This window comes from Pseudoalteromonas rubra, assembly GCF_001482385.1.
Lineage (GTDB): Bacteria > Pseudomonadota > Gammaproteobacteria > Enterobacterales > Alteromonadaceae > Pseudoalteromonas > Pseudoalteromonas ardens.
The window spans coordinates 2,331,236-2,346,129 of sequence record NZ_CP013611.1; the positions used below are offsets into that span (position 1 = coordinate 2,331,236).

General features: G+C 48.8%; 14 protein-coding genes. 5 read left to right on the plus strand and 9 right to left on the minus strand.

The genetic code is table 11. From position 1 onward, the window contains the following. The first annotated feature begins 106 nt into the window (after positions 1–106). The 3 genes from AT705_RS10300 to AT705_RS10310 all read left to right on the plus strand — a co-directional run bounded on the left by AT705_RS10300 (position 107) and on the right by AT705_RS10310 (position 3,027). The gene (locus AT705_RS10300) at positions 107–970 is read left to right on the plus strand and encodes a DMT family transporter (protein WP_058796526.1); all 864 of its coding nucleotides are present in this window, start codon (positions 107–109) and stop codon (positions 968–970) included. Next, entirely contained in the window at positions 967–1,689 is a 723-nt protein-coding gene (locus tag AT705_RS10305) for a glycerophosphodiester phosphodiesterase (RefSeq protein WP_058796527.1), read from the plus strand. The genes AT705_RS10300 and AT705_RS10305 overlap by 4 nt, the downstream gene beginning before the upstream one ends. Before the next feature lie 132 nt (positions 1,690–1,821). Continuing rightward, positions 1,822–3,027, plus strand: coding sequence for a methyl-accepting chemotaxis protein (locus AT705_RS10310; RefSeq protein ID WP_058797972.1), 1,206 nt, complete (start codon positions 1,822–1,824; stop codon positions 3,025–3,027). Positions 3,028–3,047: 20 nt separating this feature from the next. On the opposite strand, the gene epmA is transcribed toward AT705_RS10310, so the two are convergent. After that, positions 3,048–4,046, minus strand: a complete 999-nt coding sequence (epmA, locus tag AT705_RS10315) for an elongation factor P--(R)-beta-lysine ligase (RefSeq protein ID WP_049864990.1) — start codon at positions 4,044–4,046, stop codon at positions 3,048–3,050. A 104-nt stretch (positions 4,047–4,150) separates the two neighbouring features. After that, the gene (efp, locus tag AT705_RS10320) at positions 4,151–4,717 is read right to left on the minus strand and encodes an elongation factor P (protein ID WP_010383714.1); all 567 of its coding nucleotides are present in this window, start codon (positions 4,715–4,717) and stop codon (positions 4,151–4,153) included. Between the two features lie 41 nt (positions 4,718–4,758). Here efp and epmB point away from each other — a divergent pair, with 41 nt between their 5' ends. After that, positions 4,759–5,778, plus strand: coding sequence for an EF-P beta-lysylation protein EpmB (gene epmB, locus AT705_RS10325; protein ID WP_058796528.1), 1,020 nt, complete (start codon positions 4,759–4,761; stop codon positions 5,776–5,778). Between the two features lie 55 nt (positions 5,779–5,833). Here the strand turns inward: epmB and AT705_RS10330 are convergent, their stop codons facing one another. Beyond that, on the minus strand, positions 5,834–6,031 hold the full coding sequence (locus AT705_RS10330) for a hypothetical protein (RefSeq protein ID WP_040644570.1): 198 nt from the start codon (positions 6,029–6,031) through the stop codon (positions 5,834–5,836). Between the two features lie 72 nt (positions 6,032–6,103). On the opposite strand from AT705_RS10330, the gene AT705_RS10335 reads away from it, so the two are divergent. Beyond that, a complete protein-coding gene (locus AT705_RS10335) occupies positions 6,104–6,397 on the plus strand; it encodes a hypothetical protein (RefSeq protein ID WP_058796529.1) in 294 nt (97 codons plus the stop codon). A gap of 262 nt (positions 6,398–6,659) precedes the next feature. On the opposite strand, the gene AT705_RS10340 is transcribed toward AT705_RS10335, so the two are convergent. The 6 genes from AT705_RS10340 to AT705_RS25905 all read right to left on the minus strand — a co-directional run bounded on the left by AT705_RS10340 (position 6,660) and on the right by AT705_RS25905 (position 14,359). Beyond that, positions 6,660–7,145 carry a DUF3016 domain-containing protein gene (locus tag AT705_RS10340; RefSeq protein ID WP_058796530.1) on the minus strand — a complete coding sequence of 162 codons (486 nt, stop codon included), beginning with the start codon at positions 7,143–7,145 and terminating at the stop codon, positions 6,660–6,662. 159 nt (positions 7,146–7,304) lie between these two features. Next, complete coding sequence (locus AT705_RS10345) at positions 7,305–10,361, minus strand: efflux RND transporter permease subunit (RefSeq protein WP_058796531.1); 3,057 nt, start codon at positions 10,359–10,361, stop codon at positions 7,305–7,307. Further along, positions 10,358–11,425, minus strand: a complete 1,068-nt coding sequence (locus AT705_RS10350; protein ID WP_058796532.1) for an efflux RND transporter periplasmic adaptor subunit — start codon at positions 11,423–11,425, stop codon at positions 10,358–10,360. Before AT705_RS10350 ends, AT705_RS10345 begins: the two co-directional genes overlap by 4 nt. A 12-nt stretch (positions 11,426–11,437) precedes the next feature. Continuing rightward, positions 11,438–12,127: a DUF3313 family protein gene (locus AT705_RS10355; RefSeq protein ID WP_058796533.1), complete on the minus strand. Its 690-nt coding sequence runs from the start codon at positions 12,125–12,127 to the stop codon at positions 11,438–11,440. Between the two features lie 322 nt (positions 12,128–12,449). Beyond that, positions 12,450–14,096 (minus strand): flavin monoamine oxidase family protein, encoded by a 1,647-nt coding sequence (locus tag AT705_RS10360; RefSeq protein ID WP_250636844.1) that lies wholly within the window; start codon positions 14,094–14,096, stop codon positions 12,450–12,452. Then, positions 14,093–14,359: an FAD-dependent oxidoreductase gene (locus AT705_RS25905; protein WP_250636845.1), complete on the minus strand. Its 267-nt coding sequence runs from the start codon at positions 14,357–14,359 to the stop codon at positions 14,093–14,095. Before AT705_RS25905 ends, AT705_RS10360 begins: the two co-directional genes overlap by 4 nt. Positions 14,360–14,894: the final 535 nt, after the last annotated feature.

Consider the following 14,894-nt stretch of genomic DNA (forward strand, 5'->3'; position numbering starts at 1 on the left):
TAAGGCAAGCCGATCCAATGTACCGGGTCACCTTTTGCGACTGTCACAAAGCTTTAGCGACAACCACCTAACATGATAAGCTAATGAAAAACATGTCGAGTTCGCTATGCGTCCCGAACAATCCTCCCTCATTAATTTGCATCTGGCAGTGCTACTATTTGGTGGTACCGCGTTATTCTCCAAGTTAATTCCTCTCTCTGCACTGGACATCACTGTGTATCGCACTGCTATCGCCTTTATCACTCTGGCATGCATTCTCAAATTTAAAGGCAGTGTATTCAGACTCAGAGCAAGCAAAGACTACGCCATTGTCATACTGTTAGGTGTCTGTGTCGGACTGCATTGGGTGACTTACTTTGCCGCGATGCAAATGGCTGGGATAGCTGTCGGGGTCATTGCCTTTTTTACTTATCCGGTGATCACTGTGCTGCTTGAGCCGCTCTTTTTCAAAGGCAACATTAAGCGCAAAGATATCTTTACGGCGGCCGTGGTGATGGGTGGTATTTATTTACTGGTGCCGGACAGCGATCCGGGTAATCAAATCACTTTGGGCATCATAACGGGGGTGTTCTCCGGGGCACTCTTTGCACTTAGAAATTTACTCCAGAAGAAGCTTTTTTCCAGCTATGGTGGGCCACATACCATGTTTTATCAAACCCTGGTTGCCAGCCTCATGCTATGTGCCTTTGTTGAAGTGCCCCCTTCAGATTTAAGTACTGAAAACCTGTTCCTGATTGTCCTGGCTGGGTGTGTTTTTACTGCCATTCCCCATGCGTTATTTGCGTCCTGTTTGCGTTACTTATCAGCCACTACCGCGGGACTGATTTCTTGCTTACAGCCCTTGTATGCGACCGTGTTGGCTTATATGCTGTTGGCAGAAACCATAACACTCACCACGCTGGCAGGAGGCATACTGGTTGTCAGTGCAGCCTGCTATGAGACGTGGTCGATCACAAGGAATAAGCTATGATCCAGGTTTTTGCACACCGAGGTGCCAGTGGAAATTACCCCGAAAACTCGCTCAGCGCCATTCAGGCAGCACTGGAAGTGGGCGTCGACGGCATTGAACTCGATGTGCAAAGTTGTCTGGATGATTACGCCATTATTCATGATACCTGGCTGGATCGCACCACCAACGGCCGGGGCAAGGTTAACGAAACCAGCCGTGCACAGCTATCTCAGTTGAGACTCAGTAATAACGAGTCCGTACCGACACTGCAACAAGTGTTGAATACCATCGGCCAACAAGCCACCATTAACCTGGAGCTCAAACATACCTTCAGCCTGGATAAGTTTGTTGCCACCATAGAAGACAATGTACAACGTGGTGTAATAGCTCGTCATCAGCTGCTCTTGTCCTCCTTTGATCATCATCAGTTATTATGGCTCAAACAAAAGCTCCCCTGGGTCAGGATCGGGGCGCTGACCGCCTCCATTCCACTTACATTTGCCCAGTTTGCCCAGCAACTTCATGCCGAAAGCATCCATATGGACAAAAACTTCATTAACCATGAATTTGTTCAGGATGCCAAACAACGCGGCCTTAAAGTCCTGGCTTACACAGTCGATAAAGCAAAAGACATTGAATTAATGTTAGATTATGGCGTTGATGGCATATTCAGCAACTACCCCTGTTACGCAAAAATGGTCGTGCAGCAACAACTCAACCAGGTACCAGAGGTCGATTGACAGGGCTGACCATATGCTGGATTATGCCGCTTGCTAAAATAAATTGCTTAACCTGTAAACAGTTGCACCTGCCAGGTTTACTCTATACTGTATGCTAAACGGCACAGTGAAGAGCCTAATATGAGTTTGTACATGCGCATCTATAATTTGATCGAAGAATCTTTGTTCTTCACCCTGACCCGCAAGATTTTTGGCAATCTGGGGTTTTTGTTAGTTTTTCAAATCATCACGTTAGTGTGGCTCCACAGTGAACTGGCTGAGCACAGCGGCTCTACCGGGGTTTTCTGGTTACTGGCTTTGATATCGGTAGGCGCCTTTATCTTCACCTTTTTCTACATGCGCTACCTGATTGTTCGCCCTGTACAGGCTATGCGCGACACACTAGAACAGATCAACCGTCAGGACGGCGATCTTACTGCCAAATTGCCGCAGTTCACGTATGACGAATTCCGTGACCTCAGTGAGCAATACAACACCTTTACTCAGCATCTGAGTGAATTACTGGCTGCCACCTATCAAAGTGCCGAAGCGGCAAACCGCAGTAATCAGCAGGTCACCGACTCCATGAAGCAAACCGCTTTGCTGGGTAGTCAGCAAATAGATCAGGGCGACACCATTATCGCAGCCAGCGATCAGGTTACGCATAGCCTGCAAAGCATAGTGCACAACACCGATCAGGTGTATCAGGCCAATACGGAAAGTTTGCATTTTGTTCGAGGCTCTTCACAATCATTGAGCACGCTGGTTAAAGAGGTTCAGCAAATTACCCACTTGTTGGGCAGCTTTTCCTCCACTGTCGCCGGATTAAAAGAAAACAGCGAGAACATCCGTAGTATTTTGAAAATGGTCGAGGAGTTCTCCGATCAGACCAACTTGTTAGCACTCAATGCCGCCATCGAAGCAGCGCGGGCTGGAGAAGCGGGTCGCGGTTTTGCTGTGGTGGCCGATGAAGTGCGTAATCTGTCGGTTAAAGTCAACGATGCCACCCGTCAGATCAGTGACTTTATAAACCAAATGGATGTGTTAGTGGGCGAAACCCACCAAGAGTCGGAGCAGTTGATAGATCATTCCAGCTCTGCCGAGCAGGCCATTCGCACCACCTCTCAGGGGTTTGCCGATATGTCTGAGGACTTTGAGCGCAACCAGTCACAGTTGGAAGAAATTGTCAGTGCTGTTCATCAGCTTGAGTCGACTCAGCAGCACACCCACGAGTCAGTACACCGCATTGTCGAGCTCGGCCAATCTGCCAAATCACAGATTGATGCAGCACTACACGATTGTCAGGATGCACAGCAGCGCTCCACTCAAACCCAACAGGAACTCAAACGCTTCGTCTGAGGACCTGTTTGGGCCCCGACTTACGCCCTGTCGACGTCAAATGCTATCACTTCTTTAAGCTGTTTCTTTCCGGTCGCCAGCATCACCAGGCGATCGACCCCTAACGCAACGCCGGCACAAGCCGGTAACCCCTGTGCCAGCGCAGCCAAAAAGCGCGGATCTTTGGCCACAGGGGCCAACCCCATCGCTATGCGCTGCGCATTGTCCTCATCAAAACGTGCACTTTGTTCAACGTCGTCGGTTAGTTCGTTAAAACCATTGGCCAACTCCATACCACGATAATAGAGTTCAAACCGCCCGGCGACTCTGGGATCTTTATCGTTGAGTTGCGCCAGCGCAGCCTGAGAAGCAGGAAAATGATAGACAAAACAGGGCGCCTGCTGGCCAATCAAAGGTTCAATCTCCATACAAAACAGCAATTGCAGCAGCGTATCACGATGTTGCTCTTGCTCAGCAACGTGCGCATGGCCACGCTGGCTGGCCAATTGCCTCAATTCCTCCATCGAGGCACTCAGCGGGTCCAGACCCAGATGGGTAATAAAGGCCTGCTGATAGCTCAATGACTCGGCTTCAGGGCAATCCAGGATAGCCTGCATCAAGTCATTGACTTCCGCCATGAGTGCAAACTCATCGAACCCGGGTCGATACCATTCCAGCATCGTAAACTCAGGGTTGTGATGTCGGCCTGATTCTTCATTACGAAAGGCTTTACCAATCTGGTAAATTGCGCCACTGCCCGCCGCTAACAAACGCTTCATAGCAAACTCAGGTGAGGTTTGCAGATATAAAGGGGTGCCAGTGGCGTGACCCGGGCCAACAAAGGTGGTTGCGAACGACGCAAGGTGTACATCCGTCACCGAGGCTTGTGACAGACTGGGGGTTTCGACTTCTAATACCTCACGCTCAGCAAAGAAAGTGCGAATTTTAGCGAGGATCCCGGCACGCTGACGCAAAGTATCAATACTGGCACTGGGTGCCCAAACGATATCAGAGGCCGGATCGGGCGCTGAATGACTCATAATAACTCCAGACAAAAAATCCCGGCAAAGGCCGGGATCTGTAGGTGACTTGTCAGTCCCAGCCCGCTTAATTTAAACGCGGCCAGGCCATAAAGTATATTCGCTTACTTTACACGACTCACGTATTCACCGCTGCGCGTATCTACTTTAATCACTTCACCAATTTGTACGAACAGAGGTACACGTACCACAGCGCCTGTGCTCAGTGTCGCTGGTTTACCACCGGTACCCGCAGTGTCGCCTTTCAGGCCAGGATCTGTTTCTGTGATTTCCAGTTCTACGAAATTAGGTGGTGTGACGGCAATTGGGTTACCGTTCCACAGTGTGATAGTACATACATCATTTTCAACCAACCATTTTACCGCTTCGCCCAGTGCTTTTTCATCTGCCGCGATCTGCTCAAAGGTTTCGTTGTTCATAAAGTGCCAGAACTCACCATCTGTATACAGATAAGCCAGATCTGTGTCCATGACGTCCGCACCTTCAACCGATTCACCAGACTTAAAAGTTTTCTCTAAAACTTTACCTGAGATCAGCTTACGGATCTTAACACGGTTAAACGCCTGGCCCTTACCGGGCTTGACCACTTCATTTTCCAGGATGGAGCAAGGCTCTCCATCGATCATAATTTTTAGGCCGCCCTTGAATTCGTTGGTGCTATAATTCGCCATCGTATCCTCTAATCTTTGTATTTCGAGTAATAAACCCGCTAATGATACAAATAAATGAAGTAAATTTGCAGACTAACTGGCAAAAAGAATTGGCGAATGTCGTCACCAGTGCGGATGAGTTGCTCAGGCTGGTTGGCCTGGAGAACCATTTTGGTGAACAGGACTTAGCCGCTAAACGCTTGTTTCCACTAAGAGTTCCACGCCCCTTCATCGCTAAAATGCGTTATGGAGATGCACAGGATCCCTTGCTGCTGCAAGTGCTCCCTCAGCATCAGGAATTCCTCGCCAAAGCCGGTTTTAACAAAGATCCGCTCGACGAACAGCAGGCAGCGCTGCCCGGGCTACTACATAAATACCGCTCCAGAGTGCTGTTAATGCTGAAAACCGGCTGTGCAGTTAACTGCCGTTACTGCTTTCGTCGTCATTTTCCGTATCAGGATAATCAGCTCAACAAACGCTCTTTGCAGGCTGTTTTCGATTATCTGAATGCACACCCTGAGATCAATGAGGTCATTTTAAGTGGTGGAGATCCACTGATGGCCAAAGATAACATGCTTGCCTGGCTGCTTGAGCAACTCAGTGATATTCCCCATCTGACACGCCTAAGAATACACACCAGATTGCCAGTGGTGATCCCGGCCAGAGTGACAGATACACTGTGCGAAATCCTGAGTCATAGTCGCCTGAAACCCGTGCTGGTCAACCACATTAATCATGCCAATGAAATAGATATGCACTTTTCAGCGGCTATGAAAAAGCTGCGACGCGCCGGGGTGATGTTGTTAAACCAGGCAGTCTTATTGAAAGAGATTAACGACACTCTGGATGCACAACAAGCACTGAGTGAGGCGCTATTTAGCGCGGATGTATTACCTTACTACCTGCATGTACTGGATAAAGTGGAAGGTGCGAGTCACTTTGATGTGACGGAGCAAACCGCTATTGCGCTAATGCATGACTTGCTCGAAACGCTCCCCGGGTTTTTGGTACCCAAATTGGTAAGAGAAATCGGCGGCGAACCAAGTAAGACGCCGATTGATTTAGGACTGAGCCCAGCCTGATACTGCACATAAGCAAACTGCTTACATATTCAAGTAGGGCGCAATCTATCAGCGCCTACACGTAGACGTTGATATTGTTGCCCATAGTGGCCGTGGTTGATTTTGCTGGTGCTGAATTACCAGCAGACTCAATTAAGGCCAGGGCGGCTTGTCCATCTGCTTTTTGCTGCTTTTTGGCTAGCTGCGCGCTCATTACTTCGCCGCTTTGCCCCGTCCCAGACATAGCAGGTAGGTTACTTCCGGATATATTCATAAGCTTATACCTGACAAGATTGATGGATCCAAGTACAATATCGGCCAATTCCCGTAAGTCTTTAGGAAAAATATGCAAGCCGTTATCGAAAAGCTGAATGAAAATCTAAAACTCGTTTACCGTCAAGCACTTGATGCCGATAAAAAATTAGACGAACTACAGCAGCAAGGTCACGGAAAATTCCAGGCGCTATTTCCTGAAGACGCCGGTTTTGATTTTGCCGCCAAACGATTCAAGCCTTACGTGCTTGATGTTGCAGCGGACGTCGAAGCATTGGGTCAGGCGCAGCAGCTAGACGAGGCGCAACTGAAAAAGGCAGTCTTCAAGCTGCAACAGCTGATCCAGTTACTTGCGTCTTTCAAGTAATACCAATTTGCTTAATTAAGTGTGCTACTTTGAGGCGAGAAAATAGGGTCGATAACACCGCTCTCGCGTCCTGCTATCGCTGAGGCACCTACATCCATAGAGACGAGGCAGAAATTTGCGAACTTATACCTTAGGTAAAAGTTCTAAATGAGAAATTATTAACGCCGTTAGCGTCATACTTTCTCCTTCAAAAAGCACAAGGTATTAAGTGAAATTGGTATAATTACCACCAGCCGGGCATTTAAGCCCGGCAATGGCAGCATCACCCTTGCTCTTTTGCGGCAATTTCATTTTTGTACCACGCACTTAACAGCCGTTTATCATAATAAAACTCGCTGTCTCGTCCCGTTCGCACCCGATCCATAAACGACAAGTCTTTGAGCACCTTCTCCTGCGCCTGTGCCACAATTGCGCCGTTATTATCGGTTAGCGTATAGCTTATCTTAAGGCGTGGGAAGAAAATGGGCTTCACAATACGAATATCATGCATGCTAAAGCGCACATCTCCCGCCAGATCTATATCATCAAAGGTGATATTTAGCTGATATCCATCGGGTGCCTTGGCCATCAATTTACTCAGATGCTTTTCAAACTGTGAGGCAATCCGTTTGTGATAGCCCGCTTTGCTTTCATTGGCCGGAACCACATCACGATAATCATTAAAGTCTCGCCACGTAACATTCGCTTCTCCTGCCAGCGCTGCCAAAGGACTCAAGCAAACTAACGTAATTACATGTAAACATTTCATGGTCTTCTCCTCACGATTGCCAACCCATCTGCGGTCGCATTGATACATTCAACCTCTAAATAATCTGCATTTTTTGCTGAACGCGCAATGAAAGGTAACAATTGACGACAAATTGATACCAGTCCACTGACTTTAGCGGACTGGTATCTATCTCGTGCGTTACGACTTCACCGAAATTCGATACAACAGCGCATATAACACGGGCACAACGCCTAATGTCAGTATAGTTGAAAACAACAAACCACCCATAATGGCCAGTGCCATGGGCTCCCACATTTCTCCTCCACCCAGGTAAAGAGGTACCAAACCCAGCACAGTCGTGGCTGTGGTGAGCAGAATGGGGCGCATACGCTGTTGCGCGGCCTGAATAATAGCCAGAACCGGGTCGTCTCCCTGATCTAACTCGTACTTAATCCGCTCCAGTAATACAATGGCGTTGTTAATCACGATGCCAGCCAGTGAGATGATCCCCAGTAAGGTCATAAAGCCAAAGAAGGACTGCCCAATCAACAACCCGGCAACCACCCCAATAAAGCCCAGAGGGACAGTTGTCAGTACAATGGCCGACTTGCGCAGTGAATTGAACTGACCCATCAACAAAATCACGATAATGAAGACCGCAATGGGCATTTTCTCAGCAATAGACTGATTTGCTTTACCAGAAGATTCAGCTTCACCACCCAGCTCATAGCTGTAACCAAACGGCCATGACTTTTGTTGCTCCTCCAGCCAGGGTTTAAGTTTAGAAAAGCCTTCGTCAGCGGTGATACCGTCCAGCTGGGCGCCCACCGTGACCGACTTCAGGCGGTCGCGCCGCAAAATCTGGGCGTTTTCCCACACCACTTCGATATCTGCTACCTGCTTCAGCGGCACCGATTTACCTGAAGCCTGTGAATACACCACCATGGCTTCCAGCTTACCGATATCCTGTCTATCAGCTGCCACCGAGCGTAGAGTGACCGGAATAAGCTCATCCCCTTCCCGAAAGCGGGTGAGCTCGAGGCCACTGAGCCCAGTTTGTAGTGAACTTGCAATGTCTTTGCTGGAAACACCCGCACGTCGCGCGCGAGTCTGATTAATTTTGATCTGTAGTTTCTTGATGGGTAAACCCCAATCATCGCTCACTGCTTTCAATCCTGGCGTGTCACGCATTTGTGCTTTAAGTTGATTGACCAGTCCCGTCAGCACGTCGATATCACTGCCAGATAAGCGTACTTCAACCGGGTTATCGATGGGTGAGCCGTTTTCTATCTTACGCTGCTTGATAAGCAAATCGGGGTGACGCTGCAACGCATATGTCTCGATTTTCGCCATCAGCTCATCTATATGTCGGTATGAGGTGGTCGAGACTATCATCAAGGCATAGTTTGAGCTTGCCGGTTCTGGCGTATGCGTCAGCAGGAACCTGGGACCACCATTACCCACATACGACACCCAGTCGGTGACCCCTTGCTCACGTGTTTCGTTGACTTTAAGGTCGCGGAGCAAAAAGGCTTCCATGTCTTTAACCATAGCTTCAGTCGCACTCAAGCGCGTGCCAATAGGTAACTCCAGCTCGACTTTAAAGTAGTCTCGATCAGAAGGCGGGAAAAACAACTTCGGCACCAACTGCAACCCCTGCAATGCCAGGAAAAACATCAATACACACCCGGCAAGTGTTATCCAGCGGTGCTTAATCAGCCCCATCAGGATCTGTTTATAAGTTAAATAGATACCTGCATCATAATTGGCAGCCTGGGATTTCACCCGGGTAAACAGCACACACAGCATGGGGATCATGGTCATAGCCAGTAACCAGGAACACAGTAAGGTAATGGTCACCACTTTGAACAGGGATGCGGTGTATTCTCCCGTGGCGGATTCCGCCAGAAAAATCGGTAAAAACGCGGCACCTGTGGTCAGCGAAGACACCAGCAATGGCACTTTTAGCTCCTCTGCGGAGTCAACCGCTGCCTCTACCGCCGATTTGCCTCGCTCCATCTGCACCATAATGCTTTCTGACATCACAATCCCGTTATCAACCAGCATGCCCAGTGCAATGATCAGAGCGGCCAGCGAGATCTGATCAATGCTGATGTCAAAAAAGGACATCGCCAGTATACCGAACACCATGCTCATCGGGATCAGGCTGGCGACTATCAACCCAGTCCGTAAGCCCAAGCTAAACAGCATCACCACGGTCACCACCAGTACCGCCTGGATCAGGTTTGACACAAAATCATCAACCTTTTGCTCAACCTCTCGCGGTAGAAATGACAGGAGCTTAAAGTCCACCCCTATCGGGTAAACAGACTCAAGATAATGGATCGCATCGAGCACCTGCTCACCCAACAGTAAATTATTACCGCCGTGACGCATAGAAATGGCTATTGTCATCCCTTCTTCATCTGCCACTCGCACCTTGACCTTAGCCGGGTCGACATAATCACGGTACACCCGGGCGATATCGCTGAGCAGGATCACCTGCTCTGATCCTGTAATATTAATGATGGTACCCGCGATGTCTTCCACCGATTCAAAATTACCACTGGGCTCAAGCGCCAGCGTTTCATCATCAATAAAAATGGAGCCGCCCGGATTAACGATATTGCGGGCTGCCAACTGATCTTTCAGTTGCCCAGGCGAAATTCCAAGCGATGCCAGTTTGGCGTTTTCAAATTCAATGAAGACACGCTGCTCCTGAGCACCGAAAATATCGACCTTTGCGGCTTCCGGCAACCTCAGCAGCTCATCTCTGACCTGCTCGGCCACTTCTTCCATCTCACGATAAGAGTAACCTTCCGCAGTCAACCCGATAACAACACCAAACACATCACCAAATTCATCGTTCACTATGGGTTTTTGCGCATCACTGGGGAGGTCGTTTTCGACGGTTTCAATCTTACGGCGCAAGTTATCCCAGATAGGGCGCATTTCCTTATAGCTTTCTTTGATATTAACACTGACGATCGAGACACCGGTTTTAGAGGTACTTTTAACAAAGTCCAGCTCCGGAATTTGCTGCACCACCTTTTCAATTTTGTCGGTAACCAGTTCTTCAACCCGCTGTGGGCTTGCACCGGGAAAGTAAGTAACAACCTGTGCAGTTCTGATAATAAAGCCAGGATCATAGTCTTTAGGCATCTTATTGAACGCCACGATGCCGAAAAACACCAAGGCAAAAATCAAAACCCAGGTTGTGCGATTATTCTCTAATGCTAATCGGGTGATGTTCACTCACGACCTCCCTGAAATTTCACAACCTGCTGATCGGTCACTTTACTCATACCTGCGGTGACCACGTGTGCGCCTGCTGTCACCCCAGAGATCACAGGAAAGCCCAGCGAAGAAACCTCTCCAATCTGCACGGGCGTTTTGGTCACTTTACCTTTGTCGTCACCAAGCGAGGTAACCGTCCACACATAGTGGCCGTTTTCATCTTTAAGCACCGTAGATAAGGGCAGATACAGGCGGGATAATGCTTCACTGGGTGCACTGGCCATAACTTTGGCTGTCATACCCGGCAAAATGTTATATCCGGGAGGAGGCAGCATGCCAAGCGTGACCTCATAGGTTTTTGTCACCTCATCAGCCTGGGTACTGACCTCTACAAATGTCAGTTCAAAGCGTTTACCCTCAATCGCCGCAAATTCAGCAAATACCTGCTTCGGTGTTTCTTTGCTGACGTGGATCATAATACTTTCCGGTACATTTACCTTGAGATTAATATGCTCGATGTCCTGTAAAGTCGCCACGACTTGCTTGGCCTGTACTTCTTCGAATTGTTCAACATGTGTGCGTGCAACAATCCCCGAGAAAGACGCCCTGAGCTGGGTATAGTTCAGGTTGTTTCTGGCATTGGCCAGCTTAGTTTTGGCACTGGCAAATTGAGATTTAAGAAGATCATAATCTGACTGACTGATGGTCCCGGTCACAATCAGTTGCTCACCCCGCTTAAAATCTGCTTCTGCTTTTTCAAAAGCCGCTTGCGCTTCCTCCACCGCCAGTTTGTAGTCAGTGTCATCTACCTTTGCTATCACGTCTCCTTGCGTCACTTCCTGACCTTGTTTCACACTCAAGTGCGTCAGTTCTCCAGACACTTTGAACGACAGATCAGCGGTGCTGGCTGCATCTACCACAGCCGGAAACTCCTGGAGCGGCCCAAAATTATTAACACTGAGCTCAATTGTTCTCACTGGCCGCAGATGTGGCGCTTTCTCAACCATGGTTTGTGGCTCAGAGCACGCGGACAGGACAGTCGCCATAACAACGGCTAAAAGGAAGGTGTGCTTTCTTATCATAGGTGATCACCACTATATCGTTTTTGATTTACTGATTGCTGTAACAAAGTTGTCTATCCAGATGTCGAGTACGGCTTTAACAGCCTGGGCATTTTCATCGCCGCTTTGCTTTACGACTGACTCCACCTCTTTGTGGGCAGACATCATTAAAACAGGCTCCTGACTTTCCCCCAGATAAAACATGCTCTCCAGTGAAACTGACGTCACAACCTCCGATTGCTCGGTTGCCATCAGATAAGCACTTTTGCCGGCACTATACACCAGACGAACAGGAATAAAGTCGCGTATTTCCATTTCAGTCGGTGCAAACTCAATTTGCGTAAACGCACCGCGGATCGTCAATACATCCGGGCCAAGCTCCTTTGGTTTCGCAAGCAAAACCTGATAGTGCACAGAAAGCTTTTGTTGGAGCTGAGCCTGCATATAGATACTTAACTTGGCCAAATCTGCCGGGCTAAGCGATACTTTGGCTTCGTCATTGAGTTGTAGCCACACTTCAAAATGTGGCAGATAAATGGTGCGCACCTGTTTCAGGCCACCATTTTTAAGTTGTTCCGATACGTACAACGCGGTATCGGGATACGTGTCAGAGGGCTTTAAACGCTGATAATCGGGTAAAAACCCGGAGCGTGTTGTCTGTTGGGTGCTGGCGCAACCGGTAATGAACAGGGCCAGGATAGCCCAGATCGCAATGTGACGCATCGCCAAGTCTCCATTTGATATTCAGTCTATATTTAATACATCAGTCCCGCGCAACAGTCTGATCTAAGGTGTTAAATGATGTTTTCACAGCTGGGTCATAACCCTCTTTTAAAAATAGCAGCCTTTTGCCTGTGTGTGGCAACAATTACCAATAATGGTTCAAATTATCGCACCACTATTCCTTATCCGGGGACAAGAGATGTGGCACAGCCTTTAGCCACTTCTGTAGTCCTCACAATACGCAAAGCGCGAACCCGAAGTCCGGGACCCTATGCCTCATCCATCTGGGTTCGCGCAGCCATATTACGATTTGGATTGCCAGTTAAACGCCTTCAACGATCAAACGCGTATCTGGTAAACATGCCAGATGCGGGATCGCCAAATCCGGACGCTCCATACGATTCAGTGCATTTAGCGCCGCGGCAATGGCTCCCTCCTGCCAACCAGGTAAAGACGAAAGCTGATCACCAACGATGAAGAAATTGGGTTGTGTTTCACTGCCGTCTGCCGTTTTCACCGCACTGCCCTGCGCCAATACATTGAAATGGTGCACAGCCTGATCGCCGACCACATGCCACTGTGCCCAGCCGCCTTTGATATATGGCATATTTTGCCAGGCAATCGCCAGACCATGTTCCAGACCATCCCCAAATGCCTGGCCGAACAATTTCGCGCCTTCACGCGCTTTGTCCAGTCGCGCCTGAACCGGTAATTTACCCCACTCATAGGCAATTTCAGAGAAGTTATAAGCGCCGGTGAGTACGCCTTTTTCGTCATGGTAGGCTGTGGAGGGGTACCAGATCTGTGTAATATCGTTGTCCGTCCAGGAGATCCCACCAAAAATAGGCACTACACCAATTTCAGAATCCGGCACACTCAACACATCGACGTTAGCACAATCATCATGCACTTCTTTAACCTGACTACCCTGCCATAAATAACGATCGGCCTGCCAACCCACTTTGGTCGTACATGCCAGGAACTTAGCCTCGTAGCCGCCATGATCATCGACAAACTGAGACTGATACACAGCCTGTAATGCCGATTTAAATTCACTGTTGAGGCCCACCTGACTGTTTGGATCCTGAAGCGTTTCTGACAAGATCTCTTTTAAGAAAGGCATGGCCATGTTACTGAAGCAGTAATCCGCATATACAACGTCAAGATCGTCAGTGCCTACTTTCGCGATAGAAATCGCAAACTGCTGACGCGATGCATCCCAGTCAATCTGTTTTACCGGACTGTTCAACAAGATGGTGCCACCCAGAGCAGCTACTTGCTGAGCAAAAGCATGCTGTACCTGATCCATCCCGCCGACTGGCTGAAACAGCGTCGACTGCCAGAGGAAATCAACGGGCTGATAAAAACGTGTTTTGTCCCAAAACTCAGAGCCAAGTAAGCTGTCGAAACTCAAAGGCTCCGCAATTGTTCCGGCATCCACGCCTGGCAATTCTGTGTAACCCGCGCGAGAACGACCATTTTCCATGCCATCTTCACCCGCTGTCACGACGTATTTTCCCTCATTGGGACCGCTGGGTACCAGCTCCCCAAAACTGATCATTAACTCTCTCAGTTGTTGGGCACGGCGCTCAATATCCTGTGCGCCCACACCACATTCAGTGGTTTTGATCAGCTGCTCAGCATTTTCAAACACCATCTGAGCCAACCACCCCCGGGTATTGTGATCAAGACGGCGATACACCAGCGGCAAACCCGCAAAGCTATCTGACATCTGCACTAAATTCGACTCGCTGTTCATGACATAGACTTCCACATCCACACTGAATTGCTTCAGATAAGACAGCAGGCGTTTGTGGCTGGAGGGAATGCGACCAGGACCCGCATTGAGGTAAGGTTCTGCATCGCCTTGTGGTCTGTCAAAGCGTACCACCTGCGGCTGTCCTGGTTTGGAATGAAACAGCTGACTGTCGACATCCTCAATTAAGGTATCCCCGGTGCGCAGGCTCAAACAACGCCCCCGGTGCGGTTTTGTGCTTCCAATACCGTTACTTCCATACCCGACTGTTGCGCTAACAATTCATAAGCCGTCGTCAGGCCGGATACACCAGCGCCAATGATCACCGCTTTCTTGCCCTGATATTTGTGTTTGGTCAGGGTCACCGGACCCGGTGTGACTTTAAGCTGCTGATTAGTCGCGTCATCGAGCGCAGCATGGGCTCTGGCTTTGGGGTGCTGTTGAAAAAAACGTGCGCGTGATTGGTGTTCTGCCATGAGTTGCTCCTTAATAAACACCTGCTCCAGGCCAACTCGATACATACAACGGCAAGGTTACACTGTCGCTCCGCTGAGAGACGGCCTGGAGGTCTGGAAAAATAATTTATCCCTACTACCCACAGACTCCAGTAAGGGTGACTAGCTGTATCGCCCAGGCTAATATATTGCTGAAGGCCTGGTAGCGATCACAGCTTAGTAACTCTAGTCCAGTCCGCTCAGTTATGCTTACTCAACAGGAGAATAACTTGCCACCAGCGGCTACCAACAATATGAAGGATGCTACTTAAAATTGGCCATTTGTCGCTACAGCCCTCCCAATATGGCCATATCTATATCAGCCAAACTTGAAAGACCTATCAAATTAGCCGGTTAAAAATGGAATATGCGTTGCGCATTATTGTCCGGGCCCATCAGGCAAGGATATTGAGCTTTGGCTAGTACGCTTTGGTGATTGTGATTTTGTTGGGTCTATTGGTAAGTGTACTGTGTGTCACGGTATAGAATGGAATTTATCCCGGCCTATGTGCACGAT